Consider the following 21,331-nt stretch of genomic DNA (forward strand, 5'->3'; position numbering starts at 1 on the left):
AAAAAATGGACCTCAACGATGGGCCGTCAAACAAAAACGGGCGGAACCCTGCGGTCCCGCCCGTATTCTTGTCTCGTCCTGCGCGCCGCAGATCACCACCACGGATCACCGCCAGAAATCACCACTGGCGCCAAGGCACGTTTAAAATCAATGCACCAGCAGGCGCGCCTCGTGCCGTTTCAGCGAACGCCGGGCAGAGCTATAGGATTCGCGGCCTTCCTCGGACTTCAGCTCAGGGAAGATCTCATAGACTTCGTTGCGCTGCGCATTATCCAGGCCCCGCAGGGTCTGATCGCCAGGCTGGAAGCTTTCGGTCCAGGCACCATCCGACAGCACGACCTCGTGCTGGTCGAACATGAAGTGGATATAGGTGACCGAGCTGGTCTCCACCGCGTCCACCCCAGCCAGGCCGGTCAGATGTTTGGCGGCAACCAGGACTTCGCGATCTTCAAAATACAGCGCCGTTTTGTCGTTGGCCACCAGAACCCGGTGGTTGGGGCTGACCATCATATCGCGCTCGGGCAGACCATTGCCCAGGGCACCTTCGCGGATCAGGATCGGCTGCAGATGCTCTGCAGCTTTCAGCTCTGCTGTGGCAAGGCTGCGCTTACCCAGCCAGCGAATGGACTGGATGCCATTGTCCCGGGTGATGATCCGGTCACCAACATCCAGGTCTTCGACCCGGCGCTCCCCTTCGGGGGTGGCAATCAGGGTGCCCGGCGTAAAGCAGGGAACAATGACGTTTTCGATCTCATAAAACTCGGCGGTGCCGGTGACCGCGCCACCTGCATCCAGGAAGGTGACAGTGCCGTTTTCCGGGTTGGTGCTGTCATACTCCACCTCAAGCGAGCCGCCTGGGTTCTGCTCTTCGGCAACACCGCGCAGATCGAGCACGTCGACATCGCTGTCATCCGCGTCTTCGCCGCCATAGACCGTGTCATTCTGGCTGATGCCTGAAATGGTATCCGATCCGGTGCCACCACGCGCAAAATCGGTGCCATCGCCTGCGCCAAGGTCAATGCTGTCCAAGCCGGCGCCGCCATCCAGCTCATCATCGCCCTGACCGCCAAGGATGGTGTCATCCCCTGTGCCGCCAGTCACGGTGTCATCGTCGATGCCGGCGTCGATCATATCGTTGCCAGTGCCACCAGAGATCAGATCATCGTCATCCTGACCATAGATCACATCATCGCCTGCGCCGCCCTCAATGGTATCCATGCCATTGGTGGGGTCAGGATCCACAGGACGTCCGTCGGAGCCATCATCGGTGATATTGAGCCCATCTGGGAAAGCCGGGTCCAGGCCACCATAGATGGTGTCAGAGCCGTCCCCCCCCATCAAACTGTCAGAGCCCTCACCGCCGGTGATCAGGTCATCCTCGCTGCCACCATCAATGGTATCATCGTCAATACCGCCATCAATGGTATCCGAGCCCGCACCGCCGGTGATCAGATCGTTATCGTCGCCGGTGAGGATCACATCATTGCCAGCGCCACCATCCACGGTGTCGCGGTCATCCAGCGGATCAGCGTCGGCTGGCACCGCAGGGATGTTTGGCGTGGTGCCAGTATAGCCGTCAAAACCCCGGTCAGGCAGCGGCGTTGGGTCGTCCGAGGAGGTATCAATGACGTCATCTCCGTCACCACCCTCAACGCTGTCAGAGCCATCGCCCCCCTCAATGGTGTCCGCACCGTCACCGCCGTCGATGATATCGTCGCCATCGCCACCGATCAGCGAGTCATCGCCATCGTTGCCGTAAAGGATATCATCACCTTCGCCACCGTCGATGGTATCATCGCCGGGAATGCTGGTCACCGGCGTCCCCAGGGCATCAAAGAACACATCGCTGACAACAACGCTGCTGTTGATGGTGCCATCCTGAGTATGGGTAATAACAATCGACGACACCGGGCCGGGAATTGTCACCAACATCGAGGTGTTGGGGTTGTCGTCGCTGGTAAAGGTATCGTCTTCGCGCGTCGAGGCGGTATCATAGCCGGCAATCGCATCGGTATCTTCCATCGTCAGCGCCGGGCCACCGGCCAGGTTCACCACAATGGGGTTTCCGGCTGCGTCAAAGGCCGTGATCTGCACCTGGCTGTCTGCATCAATATCGCTGATACGGAAAGACACATCACCAACCGGATCCGAGAAATCCAGCTGGTAGTCGGCGGTGCTGCCATCAGAGCTGACATCCGCGTTCAGCCCGCTTTGCGGGTCAGCGGTGACGCCACCGGTGTTGATGTTACCAACAAACTGCGGCACGTCGGTAAATTCCGTCGCCGTATCACCCGAACTGCTGGAGACCGAGAAATTAACAGTGACCGAGCCAGTATCCTGCGAGAAACCGCCGCTCAGATCATCACCGCTGTCAACAGGATCGCCGCCATCGGGATCCGGCGCAAGGTCCCACTGGAACACTTCCCGGGTACCGCCACCACCGACGCCCGGAACATCACTATCCCCGGCCAGCACATCATCGCCAGTGCCGCCACTCAGGCTGTCAGCACCGCCGCCGCCATGCACCGTATCGTCGCCTTCACCCGCCAGCACGGTGTCGTCACCGGTTCCGGCATTCACCAGGTCGTCATCTGGCCCATCGGCCGGATTGATCGCGTCTCCGTTGTCGATCCGATCGCCTTCGGGATCGCCGAGGTAGGAGGTGTCGATCAGGTCATCACCAGCAGTGCCTTCGACAATCCCGTCAAGGCCACCACCGTTGATTTCCACAACATTGTCATCAAGCACAGCAACATAGTCGATGCCGCCGCTAAAGGCGTTGCCACCGTCACCATCCGCGCCAATGACAAAGCTGTCTTCGCCATCTGCCGCCACATCCATGGTCATGCCGACAATATCGTCGCCAGTGGTGTAGCTGGTGCCCTGTGTGGTGTTCTCAACAACAAGTGTGACGCCACCTGGGCTCCAGCCATAAGAAACCGTGACAACATCGCCGGTGGCAAAAAAGCCGGGGTCGGTTGCAAATTCCACCAGATTGCCATCATCGGCATGGGTCAGCTGAACGGTACCGTCCTCAGTGGCGCGGATCACAAAATTCTCACCGTCTGCGTCATCTTCTGAGGACAGCCCACGGCTGACAACCGTTTGATCGCCAACCCCTGGATAGCCATTGGACTTAAAGGTGGTAATGACTGTGCCGGTCGTCAGATCAAAAGGATCGTCATTATCGCCCGCCACGGTGAACTGGCTGCCGCCATCGCCCAACATCCAGCCGCCTGTATAGTTGGCGCCACCAGTTCCGATGCCGTCCTGGGCAATACCATCGCCAAGACCGCTATCGTCGTCGGTATATCCTGGACGGAAATCCCAAAGACCAATCAGATTCGCCGAATACGGGTTGTCAAAATTGTCAGCCATCTCGTTCTCCTAATCGGCCAAGGGCCGTTTTATCCGCCCCATAGACCAAAGCGCCCAAAACCGAATTGCAAAGTCACCGCCACTGCGTTCCCGCAAAAGCGCAACAAAAAATAAACAACCCGATGTAAGGAGAAGCACAATCGCACCGGTCGCGACCCAAGGCGCACCCCAAGCGCAACAGCGCAGGCTACGACAACAGTCGAACAGATCGAGTTCATCAAGGATCCGCAAAAAGCGTGAGAGCAGTTCACGCCGCGCTTTGCTTTGGCAGCTTCGCTATACGGTCCCGAGACCAGAGATTATGTTACCCCCCAATGGGCAAGTTAATGAATAGCTGAAGCAGTTAGTTCAACAAAGAGAAAAAACTTAACGAAATTTTACAGACCCCCGATCCGCAGCTCTCTTTGGCGCTCTCCTTCGCTGCCCACTGGCAGCTGGAATGAGACCACTGTTGCCAAAAATACAGAAATGCACCTCAAGACCGGCAATAGAGCACCAACAGGAAACAATTACAGGTTCTCGCGCGCCCCCTTGTTTCCAATCACGCAACAACCGCATGGCTCGCCTCCCTTGACGCCGACCGCAAACAACCAGAAGTCTGTTTTGAGGCCCGCTTCACAATCGGCTTCAATACGTGGAATTTCCAGAAACTGTTTCCAGTAGCGCAACGGCCAACTGCAGAATCAACCTTACCGCAGGACAATTTCGCAGTAATCCCTATCCAAAAGACCTATCACGCCAGGGCAAATGGAGAGCAGTGGGCGCAAACACAGGCGCGCCGCGCAAGCGGCGGATTCGGCCCGCGTCCAGTTGTACCTTTCCACATTGCGCCAGACCGTCGGCAAGCCAGCCGCCGAAACCCTTCTACAGTGTCCGCTTCTGGAAGGTGAGAGAGCACACGTCTTCGTTCGCGATATGAACCAACGCAGTTTTGTTCTTTGCCGTCTGGTGACCTCAGTCCCTGCCGTCCCAGCATCGCAAAGGACACGCACAGGGGGGGGGGCACCACACTGCTTTGCCGTTTATATCGAAAGTTTAGACAACACCGTACAACAGAACCCAATTCCGCGCGGACAGCGCGCCAAGCGCAGATGTCGCGAAATCGCGATGCAGCTGGGTAGACTGTATTTCTATTGGGTGAATGGCGGAGGGGACGGGTCTGGTGGCGAACCCTCTCCACCACTTAAGTTATTGTAATCATTGATTCTGACGTGAGTTCGCGGGTTAACCGGTTCTCTCGGGCCTCGTAGCAAAAACGCATTCTCTGGATCGTAATGTTGCCAGTCGGCGCGATCACGAGGACAAACTCCGCCAAGACTTCATCTTTGACCAGGTCACAGGACGATGATATCCCGACAGAAAAATGAGGATTGATCGCCATGCCACTTTTGCCATTCTTTCTTGATCGATCTCCAACTGCAAAACTGATTAAAGCAATCGACTCGCCAGCTCGAGAACGGGACCAGCTGGAGCAGCTGGATAGCATAATGACAACTGACATTTATAAGGTACCATATGGCTACCTTGACCAAGCGTGGCGCCGTTCTGCACTTATGTTACCGATTGCAGGAGATGAGGATGAAAGACGTATCCTTCATTCCATCTACATGAGTGCGTACCGGCGCATCCAGAGGATCCACATGGAAAGTCGTCCGTAGGGGGATAAGAACGCTCGCCAGTTGTCTAGACGTTGACGCTCAAACCAACCCGTCGCGCTGCGCCACATGCATAATGGCCTCGAGGAACCCTTTCACGGACCCACAGTCGAAGCGTTGGCCATTCAGCGTCACAGCCTCCACTTGGCCGGCGGCGGCTTGGGTGTTGATCGCGTCCGCCAGTTGGATTTCGCCACCAGCGCCTGGCGCTTGACTACGCAGGATCTCGAAGATGTCGGGCGTCAGGACATAGCGGCCGATCGAGGCCAGGTTTGACGGAGCCTCTTCAAAGGCCGGCTTTTCCACCAGACCTGCGACGCTGCCAGTACCGGTTCCGGGCTGCACGACACCGTATTTCGAGATGTCGGGGCCGTTGACTTCCATGACCGACAGCTGCGTGTGACCTGAGACTGCATAGCCTTTGACAAGATCGGCGGTTACACCTGCCCCCTCGTAGGTCAGGAAGTCGTCGGCCAGGAGAACCGCGAAGGGCTCATTGCCTACGGCGCGCTCGGCGCAGAGGACTGCATGGCCCAGGCCCAGCTGCTCTGGCTGGCGCACGAAAATGCATTCGACGCCCTGAGGCAGAATGTTGCGCACCATGTCGGCTTGGTCCGCCTTACCCTTGGCCCGGAGTGCGGCTTCCAGTTCCTGATTGCTGTCAAAATGGTCCTCGATCGCCCGCTTATTGCGCCCAGTCACAAAGATCAGCGTGTCGATTCCCGCCGCGATGGCTTCTTCTGCAGCATACTGGATCAGCGGCTTGTCGACGATCGGCAGCAGCTCTTTCGGCATGGCCTTGGTGGCCGGCAAGAAGCGGGTGCCGAAACCGGCAACGGGAAATACAGCTTTGCGAACGGGTTTCATATTGGGGGAGACTTTCTGAACGTCGTCTTGTGTTAAAAATACGGGACTGGTGGTTTTGGTGAGTTGTGGCGGCAACTTGGGCGCTACCCAGAATAACCGCCGGTTTGATACCAGCGCCAGGCATCGGCAATCATGTACTGCAGCGTTGAGCGCTCGGGCGACCAGCCCAATTCTTCGGTCGCGCGCCTACTGCCAGATACCAGCGCCGCAGCATCGCCCGCCCGACGCGGGCCAAAACTGTGCGGAACGTCATGGCCAGTCGCAGCCTTGCATTCGGCAATGACCTCTTTGACCGAGAAGCCAGTTCCTGTTCCCAAGTTAAACACCCGGCTGCCTTTGCCCTCGAGCAGCCATTCGAGGCCTTTGATGTGGGCGTCGACCAAATCCATCACATGGACGTAATCACGCACGCAGGTGCCGTCCGGCGTTGGGTAATCCGTGCCATAGATGGTCAGGGCATCCCGCTTGCCAGCGGCGGCCTCAATCATCACCGGGATCAGATGGGTTTCGGGTTGGTGCCACTCGCCCACTTCTGCTTCAACGTCGGCGCCTGCAACGTTGAAATACCGAAATACCACCGCCTCAAGACCGTGGCTCACGCCAAAATCGCGCAGGATCTCCTCCACTGCGCGCTTTGAAGCACCGTAGGCGTTGAGTGGCATCTGGGCACTCTGTTCATCAAGCACAACGCCATCTTGGTCGCCGTAGGTCGCGCAGGTCGAAGAAAACACCATGTGCTTGCAACCCGCTTCGACCATGGCTTCGACCAGGTTCAGGGAGCCCAGCACGTTGTTGCGCCAGTAGCGACCCGGTTCTCGTGTCGCCTCACCCACCTGGCTCAGCGCTGCGAAATGCATCACTGCGACCGGTTCATATTTGGCAAACACCGCATCCAGCGCGGCACGATCCAGCAGATCGCCCTGAACGAAGGGGCCAAACTTCACAGCACTGGCCCAGCCTGTGACAAGACTGTCGAAGGTCACTGGAATATAGCCCTGCCGCGCCAGCAGTTTGCAGGCATGGGAGCCGATGTAGCCAGCGCCACCCGTGACCAAGACATGTTTCATGCAATTGCCCTCCAAACACGCGTTTAAGAAATATCCAGGTTCAAACCGCCCTCAGCTGATCCGCCCCGACCGCCACTCGGGTCTGACCGCCCATGATCTCCATCAGAACCCAAACGCGCCGATCGGTTGCGATCTTCTCGACCTCTGCCACGAAATTCGCAAATGGCCCCTTGGTCAGGGTGACCTGATCGCCAGGCTTCAAAAGCTTCGGCGGTAGCAATTTACCCTTCGCGTCACAGCGCAGCATGAGCTGCGAGACCAAATCCAGCGGCACGGCCGTCGGTTCCTTGCCAAAGCTCACCAGCCGCGTGACGCCATAAGTCGAGTTGACAGTTCGCCAGAACCCGCGGGCCACATCGAAGGCCACGAAGATGTAGCCGGGAAACAGGGGGCGCATCGCGGTGACAAACTTGCCGTTCCGCTGACGGGTTTCCTCTTCCATCGGCAGGAAGGTTCTGAAGCCCTGACGCTTAAGGTTATTGTCCGCGATGTTGGCGCAGTTCGGCTTCAGTTGTGCCAAAAACCAGCTTGTGCCGCGATCGTGGAATGTCATCTTGCAACCTCATTAATACTCTACCGCCCACATATCGCTCGAACTTGAACAGATGCAAGTCAGCTTTTCCATAGGTTTGTGATATTTTGATGAAGGTCATGGCACGTCTCGCCCTCAGAACATTGATATAATTAGATAATCCAGCACTATCAGCTTGATACGTTTTGCCACCCACGCAAACGTCCGACCGACTTGAAGACGGATCGGAGGCTGAGTTGGACGGGAGTGGCGAGATTACCGAGTTTCGGGCGGCGCAATATGTGCGCATGTCGACGGAGCACCAGCAGTATTCGACCCACAACCAGTCCGACAAGATCCGCGAATATGCCGAGAAGCGTGGTATCGAAATCATCAAGACCTATGCCGATGACGGCAAGAGCGGCCTGTCGATCGGCGGGCGCGCCGCCCTGCAGCAGCTGATTGCGGATGTGGAATCTGGGGCGGCTGACTTCAACGTGATCCTGGTCTATGACGTCAGTCGCTGGGGCCGCTTTCAGGACGCCGACGAGAGCGCCTATTACGAATATATCTGCAAGCGCGCCGGCATCAACGTCGCCTATTGCGCTGAACAGTTCGAAAACGACGGCTCTCCGGTCTCGACCATCGTGAAAGGCGTCAAACGCGCTATGGCCGGCGAATACAGCCGAGAGCTTTCGGTCAAGGTCTTCGCGGGCCAATGCCGCCTGATCGAGCTGGGATTCCGTCAGGGCGGCGCGGCCGGCTTTGGGCTGCGCCGGGTGCTTGTAAATGAGCGCGGCGAGATCAAGGGCGAGTTGAAGCGCGGCGAGCACAAATCGCTACAGACCGACCGCGTGATCCTGATGCCCGGCCCTGACGAGGAAGTGGCCTGGGTCAACAAGATGTATCGCTGGCTGATCGAGGAGGATCTGTCCTTCAGAGAGATCGCCGACCGCCTTAATGAGGAAGGCGTGACCACCGATCTGGAGCGGCCATGGAATTCCGGCACAGTTCGGACGGTTCTGACCAACGAAAAATACATCGGAAACAACGTCTACAATCGCTCCTCCTTCAAGCTGAAGAAGCTGCATGTAGAAAACCCACCCGACATGTGGGTGCGCAAGGAAGGCGCTTTCGAAGGCATTGTGCCGCTGGAGTTCTTCCTGACTGCGCAGGAGATCATCACGGCGCGGTCGGCACGCCTGTCAGACGAGGAACTGCTGGATCACCTGAAACGGCTCTACGCGGACGCAGGCCAGCTTTCGGGTGTGCTGATCGACCAGACGCCGGACATGCCCTCGTCATCTGCTTATCGCAACCGGTTTGGCTCGCTGGCGCGGGCCTATGAGATGATAGGCTATCGCTCGGACCGGGATCAGGAACGGATCGCGCTGAACAAGCGCCTACGTGGGATGCACCCAGAGATCATCGCCCGAACAGAGGCCGCGATCGCCGAGGTGGGAGGCACGGTGGCGCGCGATCCCAAGACTGATCTGCTGACCATCAACGATGAGATGGTTGTCAGCTTGGTGCTGGCGCGTTGCCAGCCGCAGGGCGACGGGCGGTTGCGCTGGCGGATCCGGTTTGACCCGATGCGATATCAGGCGGACGTCACTCTGGCCGTGCGGCTCGATCCCGACAATCGCGAGGAGCTCGACTACTACCTGCTGCCTTGGCTTGACCTGCCCCGTCAGGAAATCCGCCTCTGCAACCGCACCAGCATCGCCTTTGAGGCCTTCCGCTTCGAGGACCTCGGCTTTTTCTACGGCATGGCCGAGCGCGTCGGCATTCGCCGGAAGTGGGGATGAGGGTAGAGTTTATGAAAATCAACAAAAGTACAAAGCATGAACAATCACTTCAAAGAAGGAAACCACGCCCATGATGACTGACACACCTGAGAGCGTCACGCTCGTCCCCATCGACCGGATTGAGGTCCTGAATTCTCGGGATCGCAACATGAAGGTCTTCGAGGAGATCGTCGAAAACATCCGCTCCATTGGCCTGAAAAAGCCAATCACCGTGACAGAGCGCGAGGGAGCCGATGGGGCGCCCGCCTATTTGCTGGTCTGCGGCGAAGGGCGATTGAACGCTTTCCGCCTGCTGGGCGAAAGCCACATCCCAGCGCTGGTGGTCAATGTGACAGACGAGGACGCCTTCATCATGTCGCTGGCCGAAAACATCGCCCGGCGAGGGCACAGACCGCTGGAGATATTGGCCGATATCGAGCTGTTGCTTGCGCGGGATTACACAATCGACGACATCATCACGCGCACGGGTTTGTCGGAGAAATATGTCCGCGACATCGTCTTCCTGCTGGAAAAGGGAGAAGAGCGCCTGATCGAAGCGGTACAAAACAGCACAATCCCGCTGACAACCGCCCTCGAGATCGCCCGCGCCAAGCACGACGATGAAAGCCTCGGCGACATGCTGGAAGAGGCCTACAAGACGGGCCAGCTCAAGGGGCATCAGATCACGGATGCCAAGCGGCTCATCGAAAAGCGCCGCGAAAAGGGTCCGAAAACCGGTGGCGATCGCCCCAAGTTGCCAAACTCGGCGCATTCACTGGTCAAGACCTACCAACGCGAGGTCGCCCGCCAGCACAAACTGATGCTGAAGGCCGATCATGCGCATCAGCAGCTCCTTTTGGTGGTCCAGGGACTGAAACGCCTCTTTGCCGACGAGCACTTCGTGACGCTGCTGCGCGCCGAAGGCCTCGACAGCCTGCCGAAATATCTTGCCGACCGCATTGAAACTGCCTGAAACCCGAAAAGGAACAACCAATGAATGACCTCAGCACCGTGAAGCCGCTTTACCCGGGGGCCTTTCCCCAGGCCGACACCTACGACAGCGACGCGCCCTATCCCAGGGCCCCGCTGAACTTGACGCTCGGTTTTGATCTCGAAACCTTCCAGATCCCGCTCGAAGAGTTGATGCCCTCGAAAAAGGTGCCGGACGGCGTGATGACGACGCGCAAGTTCAAACAGATCGTGTCCTCAATCCGAGAAATCGGTTTGATCGAGCCGCTCTCGGTGATCAAGCCAGATACGGATGCGGCGGGGTTTCTGCTGCTTGACGGCAATTTGCGGGTGCTCGCGCTAAAGGAGCTGGGTCAGGACACCGCGCCCTGCCTGATCGCCAAGGATTTTGAGACCTACACCTACAATCACCGGATCAACCGGCTTTCAACGGTGCAGGAACACTACATGCTGCGCCGCGCCATCGACAAAGGCGTCAGCAAGGAACGGCTCGCGCGGGCGTTCAACGTCAACCTTTCGACCATCAACAGTCGGATCAATCTGCTGCACGGGATCTGCCCCAAGGCGGTGGAACTGTTGCAGGATCACCAGTTCACACCGGATGTGACCCGGCATCTGCGCAAGATGAAAGCTGCCCGGCAGATCGAAGCGGTTGAGTTGATGATCGCCGCGAACACGATCACCGCGGCGCATGCGGACGCCCTGCTGAAGGCCACACCGCCCGAACAGCGCACCGACTACAAGCCACCACAGCCGGAGCAGCCAAAGAGCGATCCGCTGGAACAGATCGTCAAGCTCGAGCGCGAGATGAGCCAGGTGCAGGAAAAGTACAAGCATGCAGAGGAAAACTATGGGTCCGAGCTCCTGAACCTTGTCGTTGCCAAGGGCTACCTGAAAAAGCTGATGGAAAATGAGGCGGTGCGCTCTTACGTGGCGCGGCATGCGGCCGAGATATTGGAGCAGTTCGAACTGGTGCTGAATACGGTCAGCATGGAGGAGGCCGTGGAACAGGCCGAGAGAGAGGATGGACCAAGCGAGACCACGTCGGTAGCACAGGCCCGAGCATCGCAAGATGGCAACGATGCAATGTCGGACCCGAGCAGGGACGGGCAACTCGGGTGATAGGCACAGCTCGGGATGAGCTTCCGAAATCTTTGGCTAACTGACTGACACAAAACCGACATGTGGCCGTGTGCCGAGGCCCCATCGCCATACCTTGTTCGGGGGTGGCGCCCAATTGGGTTCATGATGTGGTCTTGTGCTGACAGGTTCGTTCAGTTTCGAGCCATTTAAACGCAGGGGCTTTGGCACGGAAGAGTGCGTGCGTTTCAGCCGCAGTCGTCGAGCCTCGCAAGGCTGCGCTTGCGTCTCAGAGCCGAACTCGCAGATCGACTACTGCGAGCGACTTGATGAAAACCTCTTGAATATCTGAATTTCCCTCTTGTTTGCGCACGCAGCATTTGCTACCGCTCGGAGCTGAACGATGTGCAGACTGTCCTCATCATCACATTTGCATCCAACAAGGCGCCCCACAGGCAGTCCTTGTGCGGTAGCCTGAGGAAATCCCAAAATGACCGGCAAGCGCACCAAGCTGCAGGAAGACACGCATTTTCGCGTGCTTCGCCTTCTGCAAGAGAACCCCGAAATGTCACAGCGTGAGCTGGCAGAGGCAGTTGGGGTGAGCGTTGGGGGCATGCACTACGTCCTGAATGCACTAATTGAGAAGGGTCTGGTGAAACTGGGGAATTTTACGGCGGCGGAAGATAAGCGACGATATGCCTATGTACTGACGCCGAAAGGTATCAAAGAAAAGTCATTGATTGCTGGAAAATTCTTGAAGCGAAAGATTGCGGAATATGAGGCTTTGACGGCGGAGATTGATGCTCTCGCCTCGGAGCTCGGCGAGCACATTCAAGAAGTGTCCGAGCGAGGGCGCTGAGAGTTTGCGTTATCGTCGGTTGAAGTGCCGTAGTCGCCATTTGCAAATCACGGCCCATTTTAGCGTTTCGCCATAATAACCGGTTCCATCGGAAACTCAGGCACAAAGCCCCCAAAAGATCCTCTTTCGGCCAACACGGCGGCTCACAGCAGAAGAAATCGATCCATGGATACAAGAACGACCAAAGACACTTTGCTTCAGAAGATTTCCGATCGAACGGCCGTCACAGGAGTGATCGGGTTAGGTTATGTCGGCTTGCCATTTTGTATGGCGGCAGTACGCAAGGGGCTAACGACGGTTGGTTTTGACATTGATCCGAGCAAGTGCGCCGCATTGGCCGAAGGGCAAAGCTACTTGAAGCACCTCACAAATGCCGCGATCACAGAACTGACGAGTTCAGGGAGGTTCGAAGCCACTACGGACTTTGCGCGACTGTCCGAGCCTGACATCTTGGTTATTTGCGTTCCAACCCCGCTCACTCGGCATCGTGAGCCTGATCTCTCTTATTTGATTCGGACGACTGAACAAATCGCTAAGGCGGTTCGTCCAGGTCAGATGATAATTTTGGAATCGACGACTTATCCGGGAACCACGGATGAGGTCATGCGCCCAATCCTTGAAGCGTCTGGATTGCGAGCGCATGAGGAATTCTATCTTGCGTTCTCGCCTGAACGAGAGGACCCGGGAAACGAGAATTTCACCACATCGACAATTCCAAAAGTGGTTGGGGCTGATACTCCAGAGGCTCGAGCCGTAGCCGAAGCCTTCTATTCTGTATTCATCGACAAAGTGGTAATGGTTTCGAATACCAGAACTGCCGAGACAGTGAAACTCACCGAAAACATCTTTCGCAGCGTGAACATAGCCTTGGTCAACGAGATGAAGATTGTCTGCGAGGCCATGGGCGTTGACATCTGGGAAGTGATTGATGCTGCGAAAACCAAACCATTCGGCTTCATGCCCTTCTATCCGGGACCAGGTCTGGGCGGCCACTGCATCCCAATCGATCCCTTCTACTTGTCCTGGAAGGCCAAGGAATTCGACATCACCACGCGCTTCATCGAATTGGCCGGTGAAATCAACTCTGCAATGCCGTATCGTGTGGTTGAGAAGTTGGCGCTCGCCCTCGACCAGCGTGGAGGAAAGGGATTGAACGGCGCCCGTGTGCTAATCGGCGGTATTGCCTACAAGAAAAACGTCGATGATATGCGAGAGAGCCCTGCACTCAAACTGATTGAGTTGCTCGAAGCGCGGGGCTCTAAAATAGACTATTTCGACCCCTTCGTGCCTAAAATCCCAATGACCCGCGAGCACGCCGAGTTGGCTGGGCGTAAAAGTGTCGCCTGGCGCGAGGACTTGACCGCAGATTACGATGCGACGCTGATTGTTACCGATCATGACGGCTTAGACTACGCCGCAATGGCTGCGCATGCGCCGCTGCTGGTCGATACGCGTAACGCCTGTCGAAAGTCGGGCGTTACGGACGCTTCGATTGTCCTCGCCTGATACCGGAATCCACCATGACAAACACCGATCCAATTCGCGTCGCCTGCATCGTTGGCGCCCGGCCCAACTTCATGAAAATGGCGCCTATCCTGAAGGCCTTTCGGGAACATGGAGGCTTTATCGCTCGTCTCATTCACACCGGTCAGCACTATGATGTCGAGATGAACGCCGTTTTCTTCGAACAGCTCGGACTGCCGGAGCCGGATCTGAATCTCGAAATTGGCTCCGGTACCCGTAACGCTTGCCGTAAAGCCGGTGTCATTTCCGATAAAGGCTCCCTAGCATAAACGTCCATTGCTCGCGCTTGCCGACAAAACTGTCGACATGAACGTCACACCCCAACAAACCAAAACCGCCGTCATGTAACGCCCATACGTCCGTTTCAGCCTTACAGCGCAGGTTACGCTATGAAAATTAACTTAGATCCACCGACGTTTTATTAAAAAATGAAGACACCATTATGAAGCTTCAAAAGTACATATGGGCGATTCGGGCCCTTCTCTTCATTGGGCGCTTTAAAAAATTTGGGTGGCCAGGTTACATTGGCCGCCCGACATACCTTGAAAACACTCGCCGCGCCAAAATCGGGAAAAAAGTCCGGATATTTCCGGGGCTGAGGTTGGAGGTACATTCTCACGGCGAAATTGTGATCGAAGACAATGTTTCGATCGGCCAGAACTTCCATATCACAGCAGCCAAGGAGACCCTGACCGTGGGCTCCGACACGACGATTTCAGGAAATGTATTCATCACAAATATCGACCATGATTATCGCAACATTGGCCAACACATCATGGACCAGGAGATGATAGTCAGGTCAACGCGGATAGGCCGCAATTGTTTTATCGGCTACGGGGCTGCAATTCAAGCCGGAACAATACTTGGAGAGCATTGTATCGTCGGCGCCAACTCAGTGGTTCGGGGAGAGTTTCCTGACAAGTGCGTCATAGTCGGTGCCCCTGCCCGAGTAGTGAAGGTCTATGACGAGACGATCCATCAGTGGGCAAAGCCAGGCGAAATCACGCAATGAAGTTTTCAGTAGTCATCCCGATGTATAATGCAGAGCGCACGATCCTGCGCGCGTTGCGCTCCATCGAGAGGCAAACCATCAAAGATTCTATTGCTGAGATCATTGTCGTCGATGATGGATCCACAGACGGCTGCGTAGAACAGCTAAAAAAATACATTCAAGAGAATAACTCTACTACGATTGTGTTGATATCGCAACGCAACCAAGGTGCCGCTAGCGCTAGAAATACCGGGATCCGCGCGGCGTCAGAAGATTGGATCGCGCTTCTTGACGCAGACGACGAGTGGATGCCGCGAAAACTGGAAGTCCAGAGACAAATCCTACTAGGGCGGCAAGATATCGACCTTTTGGGCTGCGAAATTAATGATTTCCCGGTAAACTTGTATGTTCGGCGCCTCACCTCTCTGACAAAAATCTCGCTTCACGCTCTTCTTATCAAAATGTTTCCGCAGACATCCACCCTCGTATTCCGAAAATCTGTTTTTGACAGTATTGGCGGCTTCGAAGAGACAATGTCGCATGGAGAGGACGGACGTTTTCTTATGGATGCCGCATTTACGTTTAACTGCTACTACTTTCCTGAAAAACTCGCTATATATGACCAAGGGAAAGCTGGCTTCGGCACATCTGGTTTGTCCGCAAATATTATGGCTATGCGAATATCTGAAAAGAAAAACCTGAACTACTTACGGGAGAAAAATCGTATCAGTACTTTCGTATTCCTTCTCGCGACAAGCTATGCAGCCATGAAGTTTTTTCGCCGTAGGGCAATACACAGACTCCGACATGTATAATAAACCTTTGATCAGCGTAATAATTCCAACACATTCTCGTGCAACCATGCTACCGAGAGCCATCCGAAGCGTGTTGAATCAAACCTATAAAAATCTGGAAGTTATTGTTGTAGATGACAACGGCGTTGGCGATCCCAATCAAGTTATGACCAGTGAAGTCATGGAAGACTTCTTCGATGACAACCGCGTTCAATATATCTGTCACGAAACCAATCAAGGAGGCTCGCAATCGCGTAACACTGGCGCCGCACAAGCCCGTGGTGAATTCATTACATTCTTAGATGATGATGACGAATACTATCCACAGAAACTTGAAATTCAATTGGCATTTTATATCGCACAATTCCCCAATAATAATGGCTTCATAAACGCCCAGATCGATGTCGTCAAAGGCGGTCGAATTGTAAGGACAACCAAATCTTCGGTAGATTTGGACAATCTCCTTTTCTCGGCCGTTGCGGAAAAGATATTGGGCACACCGACGTTTTTCATGCCAATGGCGCTTTTCAATGCCGTTGGAGGGTTTAGCCCCATGCTAAAGGGACAAGAGTGGTACCTTAGTGTCAAGCTAGTCGATTACGGCGCGCGCTTTGCATCAATGCCACAACCTTTAGTACGAGTACATGTTCACAACCAAGGCGGTATCACTTCGGGACACACTAGGCCAGACAGATTGATCACGGGCCTTCAGAACATCTATGAAATCCAAAGCCAGTATTTTTGCCGTTTTAAAAGAAGTCAGATCAGCGAAATTCAGAGAAACCATTGGTTGGCGTTGACACGCGCGCACATTAAATATGACTTGGTAACGGCCTTGAAGATGTATCTGACTTCATTAAAATTCGGCCGGCCCAATCGCCAAACTGCAATTGTTTTCGGCCTTTTATTAAGAGGAAGCATTGGCCGATTTTCCGCCACCAGGAAATCCTAATTAAACTGTTGCCATGATCCCGTACATTTCAATATACGGATTTCTCACGCTACTCGCGTTTGCAAAGAATTTTCAGTACTCCGAGACAATTGTATTTTTGGTGCTCGCTCTGTTCTTGAACCTTTCCTACACAAACGGTATCGACTGGACCGCTTACCAAACAAACTACATTTACGATCCTACCTATACACGCGGCGTCGAGTATGGCTACACTGCAATCACAATACTCGCGCGATCTCTTGGGTTGAACTTTGAAGTTTTCAAGTTTTTTCTACTTTCTTTGGATCTATACTTAATACTCAGATTCATTTTCAAGAAATCCCCGAAACCCGTATTTGCAATACTGATCCTGTTCCAAACTTATCTACTTGGAAACTTCTTCGAGCCAGCCATTCGACAAATTCAAAGTGTTGTCATTTTTCTATTCGCCCTTGACGCATTAAGAAAAAATAATACTAAAAAATACATTCTTTTGATTTTATTTGCGACTTTGTTTCACCAGTCTTCGATTGTGCTTCTTTCACTTCCGTTGTTTATAAAACGCCTGAATTTCAAGATCTCAATACTTTTCATGCTTGTGCTCGGCGCCGTCGGACTGCAAATTAATAACGCAGTACTGTTTCTAGTGCAGTATGGAATTTTTTCTGATTACTCATTTTACCTAGAAAGTTCATACCTCGAGGGCATCAGCCCCAGCGCATTCAATTTGCTTAAAATCGTGATCTACGGAATTCCCCTATATCTATTAAGGAGTTTTCGACGAACCGATCCGACGATCGAAATTCTACGGGCGCTTAGCTATATGTTCGTAATATTTTACTGTCTTCAGTTTTTCGCTCTTATATTTTACCGGTTCAATCACTATTTCTTCATCCCGTATGTGATCTATTTATCTTACTTTTTCCAAGCTTTGCGCATCCCGTCAAACAAATTTATTATTATTTCTTTTTATGTTCTCATTCACTTCATTTCTTTGATCAAGGGGATTACATACTACAGTGATCGCGATCCCATGAAGTACTTTCCCTATACAAATTATGCGGTGGCGTTGATCGTGGGGAACACCTATTCAAGCCCAGAAGAAAAAATCAACGCCAGACTTTCGAGTAGGTGGGCGCACCTAACGCCATTCTTAGAGCAATGACTATAGCAGGTGGACTAATGATCGTAAGATTTTTTTCATCATTAACCATCCCGAATGGTTTTATTCGAGGAGCATCCTTTTGGAATTCCTTCGTCGAAGCTATCGCGAAACCTATGATAACGACGGCCTACAAATACGGCTTCTTTCGGCCCAATGCGCAAAGACAGGCCAAAGAACTACTGGACCGAGAAGTCATTGTTTCCCTAACGACTTACGGTAAACGAGTAGAATTGCTTCCCTCCTGTCTAGAGTCAATTTTTCGGCAGACAGTACGCGCCGACCGTATTGTCCTTTGGCTTGCAAGAGACGAGTTCGACGACGCTACCCTTCCTGTTGAAGTCACCTCTTTTGTGAAACGAGGATTGGAAGTTAAGTACAGTGAAGACCTCCGGTCACACAAAAAATATTGGACGACGATGCAGGAATGGCCTGACGCTGTCGTAATCACGCTTGACGATGATACCTTTTATCCAGAAAATACAATTGAAGAGTTGCTGGCATCCTATTTGCTGTGGCCGAAGGCCATCTCCTGCCACCGCGCCCATCAGATGCGGTTTTTAGGCAAAAACCTTCTTCCCTATGTAGAATGGAATTTTTCTTCACCTGGAGTTAGAGGGCCTTCAAATAGTCTTGTGCCGATTGGAGTTGGTGGAGTGTTGTATCCTCCTGGATGTCTTGCCAAAGAGGTGCTAGATGCTACTCTAATCCGAGAGTTATGCTTCGCTGCAGATGATCTTTGGTTAAAGGTTCATGCATATCGGGCAAATACACTCGTCGTTAAAGTTCGCCCCTTCAGCCGACCTGTTTTTTCCTTGCCCGGATCGCAATCTACTACATTGACTGATCATAACGTATTGACTGGAATGAACGACGAGCAACTCGAACGGGTCTTGCAACATTTCGGGATTACGTTTTCCGAGGATAGCGGTAGACGATAGATGAGAGTGCTCCTCGTTACGCCCGGAGTGTTGCCAGTCCCGCCTGTTGAAGGCGGCGCTGTCGAGACACTTGTACAGCAATTGGTTGACAGCCTTGAGGTATCCCTGCTGGATGACATTGATTTGACAGTTTTCTCTATCAAAAGCCCAAAATATAATACAGAGCATTTAAATTTTAAAAAAACACAATACAAGCTTTTTAACTATACCCCTTTAAAAAGGTTTATTTCTGGTGGGCTTGGGCGCCTTTTTCATAAGTTTGGAATAAGTAGAGCTTATTTTAACTTATATTTGCGCGCGGCTGCATCGCTTCTAAAGCGGGAACTTTTCGACGTTGTAGTTGTCCAGAATCAACCTGAATTCATACTCCCTTTACGAAAGAAAACTAAAGCAAAGATCATTCTTCATCTTCACAATGACAAGCTGAATGCGGCTGCACCCTTTTCGACATCAATAGCTCAAGGCTGTGACGGGGTGATCGCGGTAAGCAATTATATCAAAAAACGCGTAGAAACGGTTACTTGTATTGATTCTCGCAACGTAAAAAGTCTATTGAATTGTGTCGACATTGATCGTTTCTCAACGGTCAAAACGCCCAACACATCGACCGACTTACGCCAGAGGTATGGTATTGCACCATCATCAAAAGTCATTCTGTTTGTCGGAAGGTTAGATCCCACCAAAGGAGTGCTTGAACTTATTCAAGCGTTCAATACTCTGAAGCAAGAAGACTTATGTTTGTTGATCGTCGGCTCGTCTTGGTTCAGCTCGAACACACCCAATCTGTACGCGACCAAACTAGAAGCCGAGGCCGCAGAGGCAACAAATCAAGTAATCTTCACTGGTTTTGTGCCACATCAGGAAGTTTCGAAGTTTCACAACCTAGCCGATATTGTCGTGGTACCATCGATCTGGGAAGACCCGTGCCCACTCGTGGTGTTGGAAGGAATGGCCGCAGGCAGTCCTGTGGTGGCGACAGATTCTGGTGGTATACCAGAACTGCTTTCGGAAGGCTGCGGCATCATCGTTCCTCGCAAAGGAAGCTCAGTCGACTTCCCTACTCGTCTCGGCAAGGCCCTAAACGATCTGTTGGTGGATGAGGGCCAACGCAAGGCCTTTGCGTTGAACGCACGTAACCGGGCTGAAATGTTCGGCGTCAACGATTTCGCGCGCCGGTTTTTTGAGACACTGCAAGACTTACATGACGATTAGACGGTCGATTTCAAACGCACTCGCAAGTGGTGGCGCTTTTCTATGGTCGGCAGTCCTGGCGTTTATTGTTCGGGCCGAGTTTGTTCGGGTTTTGGGCGTCGAATGGCTTGGAATCGATGCGCTTTTTGCCAGTATTATTGTTTTCGTGTCCCTGACAGAGCTTGGTATCGGTAGCGCGGTAACATTTGCTTTTTTCAAGCCCTTGAATGAGGGTGACCATGCCAAGATTTGGGGATTGATGGCGGTTCTTTCACGGTTCTACCGTTGGATCATTTTAGGTACTCTTCTCCTGGGAGGCGTAGCGTGCGCGCTGTTACCTTATTTGTCTGACGTTGAGATCGGTAAGCACGAGTACTCTCTCTTTGGCCTGTTTGTCGTCGCTTATTCGACGAGCTACGTTTTTGCAGAATACAAGGTCTTGGCTTTGGCCATGCAGAAAAACTATCTTGAGTCCGCGGCCCGTGTTCTATTGGTAACGGTCAAAGCATTTCTACAGTTGGCGGCTTTGGAGTATTTTGAAAGTTACGGCCTTTTTTTGGCCTCCGTGATGCTAGCAAACGTGCTGTCAAACTTATTCCTTCGCCACTTGGTGAGGTTAAAATTCGGCGAATCCCTCAGCGCAAACACCAAGGCTCCAAGCAAACAGGATCTGGTGCGTGTTCGTAGAAACATCATAGGGGGCGTGCTTCACCGTTTTAGCTCGGCTGTGGTTACTGGAACGGACAATATTCTGATTTCCATCTTCGTTGGCATCACTACTCTTGGCCTATACAGCAGCTACAGCATGCTGGTCCAACAGTTGTCAGGGGCGCTTGGCCAATTAATTTACCCACTGGCAGGCATAATTGGAGGCGTCAACGCAAACCAGGGTGGGCAAGAGGCATATAGGCTTTTCAAGGTCATATTTTTAGGATTTTCGTACTTCGTTTCAGTAGCCGCACTCGGAATTGCATTCTGCATAGATGATGTCATTCACGTTTGGCTTGGGGATACCTTTGTCCTTCCCAAATTTGTTGGAATATTGCTTGCGGTTAATTTTTTCGTAATCGTTTTGCGGCGACCAGCGATCATCAGTATCGACGCTTTTGGTTTTCAATGGGATATTCGCCACAAGGCAATCGTTGAGGCGGCCGTTAATGCAGTCGCTTCTTTGGTGTTCATCATGATATTTGATCTTGGTGTTATTGGTGTGATCGCTGGGACACTGGTGTCAAACCTGGCAACCAACGTGTGGTGGGAACCATTGGTAATTTACAGGGGCATTTTCCGCGTAAAACTCCGATACTATTTCGCCTTTTATGTAAAAGCGATAATCACAGTTTTTATCACTGCCACTGCTCTAATGTTTTTGTTCTCTGAAGCACCTATCGTAACCAGCATTTGGCAGTTGCTTGTCAAGGTAGCGACCGTCTGGATAGTCGCTAGTGTCGTTTTCATAGCTATGAATGCTTCGGCGTTTGGCGCGATGTATACTCGATATCGCTGCCGTCTCTAGCCCGGCCTAATACAGACCTTTCCGATTCGCACCTAAGCGTTGGCTTTTGCTTAATTCCGATCACGAAATTGGGACCAAAACTGATGTTGTTGGCCCAGTAACAACAAG

General features: G+C 53.2%; 17 protein-coding genes. 13 read left to right on the plus strand and 4 right to left on the minus strand.

Annotated features, from left to right (window positions below):
- Positions 1 to 147: 147 nt before the first annotated feature.
- From JZI28_RS10190 to JZI28_RS10205, 4 genes are all read right to left on the minus strand, one after another.
- Positions 148 to 3,378, minus strand: a complete 3,231-nt coding sequence (locus JZI28_RS10190; RefSeq protein ID WP_375697489.1) for a Hint domain-containing protein — start codon at positions 3,376 to 3,378, stop codon at positions 148 to 150.
- Between the two features lie 1,697 nt (positions 3,379 to 5,075).
- On the minus strand, positions 5,076 to 5,975 hold the full coding sequence (gene galU / locus JZI28_RS10195) for a UTP--glucose-1-phosphate uridylyltransferase GalU (protein WP_375697490.1): 900 nt from the start codon (positions 5,973 to 5,975) through the stop codon (positions 5,076 to 5,078).
- An 8-nt stretch (positions 5,976 to 5,983) separates the two neighbouring features.
- Positions 5,984 to 6,967: a UDP-glucose 4-epimerase GalE gene (galE, locus tag JZI28_RS10200; RefSeq protein ID WP_375697491.1), complete on the minus strand. Its 984-nt coding sequence runs from the start codon at positions 6,965 to 6,967 to the stop codon at positions 5,984 to 5,986.
- A gap of 40 nt (positions 6,968 to 7,007) precedes the next feature.
- The gene (locus JZI28_RS10205) at positions 7,008 to 7,520 is read right to left on the minus strand and encodes a transcription termination/antitermination protein NusG (RefSeq protein WP_375697492.1); all 513 of its coding nucleotides are present in this window, start codon (positions 7,518 to 7,520) and stop codon (positions 7,008 to 7,010) included.
- Positions 7,521 to 7,786: 266 nt separating this feature from the next.
- Here JZI28_RS10205 and JZI28_RS10210 point away from each other — a divergent pair, with 266 nt between their 5' ends.
- From JZI28_RS10210 to JZI28_RS10270, 13 genes are all read left to right on the plus strand, one after another.
- On the plus strand, positions 7,787 to 9,286 hold the full coding sequence (locus JZI28_RS10210; protein WP_375700088.1) for a recombinase family protein: 1,500 nt from the start codon (positions 7,787 to 7,789) through the stop codon (positions 9,284 to 9,286).
- Positions 9,287 to 9,356: 70 nt separating this feature from the next.
- Positions 9,357 to 10,238, plus strand: coding sequence for a ParB N-terminal domain-containing protein (locus tag JZI28_RS10215; RefSeq protein ID WP_375697493.1), 882 nt, complete (start codon positions 9,357 to 9,359; stop codon positions 10,236 to 10,238).
- Positions 10,239 to 10,258: 20 nt separating this feature from the next.
- A complete protein-coding gene (locus tag JZI28_RS10220) occupies positions 10,259 to 11,356 on the plus strand; it encodes a plasmid partitioning protein RepB C-terminal domain-containing protein (protein WP_375697494.1) in 1,098 nt (365 codons plus the stop codon).
- 448 nt (positions 11,357 to 11,804) lie between these two features.
- On the plus strand, positions 11,805 to 12,173 hold the full coding sequence (locus tag JZI28_RS10225; RefSeq protein ID WP_375697495.1) for a MarR family EPS-associated transcriptional regulator: 369 nt from the start codon (positions 11,805 to 11,807) through the stop codon (positions 12,171 to 12,173).
- Positions 12,174 to 12,338: 165 nt separating this feature from the next.
- Positions 12,339 to 13,679 carry a nucleotide sugar dehydrogenase gene (locus JZI28_RS10230; RefSeq protein ID WP_375697496.1) on the plus strand — a complete coding sequence of 447 codons (1,341 nt, stop codon included), beginning with the start codon at positions 12,339 to 12,341 and terminating at the stop codon, positions 13,677 to 13,679.
- Between the two features lie 14 nt (positions 13,680 to 13,693).
- Entirely contained in the window at positions 13,694 to 13,966 is a 273-nt protein-coding gene (locus tag JZI28_RS10235; RefSeq protein WP_375697497.1) for a UDP-N-acetylglucosamine 2-epimerase, read from the plus strand.
- 173 nt (positions 13,967 to 14,139) lie between these two features.
- Positions 14,140 to 14,709 (plus strand): acyltransferase, encoded by a 570-nt coding sequence (locus JZI28_RS10240; RefSeq protein WP_375697498.1) that lies wholly within the window; start codon positions 14,140 to 14,142, stop codon positions 14,707 to 14,709.
- Positions 14,706 to 15,503 carry a glycosyltransferase family 2 protein gene (locus JZI28_RS10245; protein ID WP_375697499.1) on the plus strand — a complete coding sequence of 266 codons (798 nt, stop codon included), beginning with the start codon at positions 14,706 to 14,708 and terminating at the stop codon, positions 15,501 to 15,503. The genes JZI28_RS10240 and JZI28_RS10245 overlap by 4 nt, the downstream gene beginning before the upstream one ends.
- Positions 15,496 to 16,434 (plus strand): glycosyltransferase family 2 protein, encoded by a 939-nt coding sequence (locus JZI28_RS10250; protein ID WP_375697500.1) that lies wholly within the window; start codon positions 15,496 to 15,498, stop codon positions 16,432 to 16,434. Before JZI28_RS10245 ends, JZI28_RS10250 begins: the two co-directional genes overlap by 8 nt.
- A 13-nt stretch (positions 16,435 to 16,447) precedes the next feature.
- Positions 16,448 to 17,578, plus strand: coding sequence for an EpsG family protein (locus JZI28_RS10255; RefSeq protein ID WP_375697501.1), 1,131 nt, complete (start codon positions 16,448 to 16,450; stop codon positions 17,576 to 17,578).
- 17 nt (positions 17,579 to 17,595) lie between these two features.
- A complete protein-coding gene (locus JZI28_RS10260) occupies positions 17,596 to 18,516 on the plus strand; it encodes a hypothetical protein (protein WP_375697502.1) in 921 nt (306 codons plus the stop codon).
- Positions 18,517 to 19,728 carry a glycosyltransferase family 4 protein gene (locus tag JZI28_RS10265; protein WP_375697503.1) on the plus strand — a complete coding sequence of 404 codons (1,212 nt, stop codon included), beginning with the start codon at positions 18,517 to 18,519 and terminating at the stop codon, positions 19,726 to 19,728. It begins immediately after the preceding gene.
- Complete coding sequence (locus JZI28_RS10270) at positions 19,718 to 21,223, plus strand: lipopolysaccharide biosynthesis protein (RefSeq protein ID WP_375697504.1); 1,506 nt, start codon at positions 19,718 to 19,720, stop codon at positions 21,221 to 21,223. Before JZI28_RS10265 ends, JZI28_RS10270 begins: the two co-directional genes overlap by 11 nt.
- Positions 21,224 to 21,331 lie beyond the last annotated feature (108 nt).

The sequence above is a fragment of the Pseudophaeobacter sp. TrK17 genome, from assembly GCF_042192375.1.
Classification (GTDB): Bacteria; Pseudomonadota; Alphaproteobacteria; order Rhodobacterales; family Rhodobacteraceae; genus Pseudophaeobacter.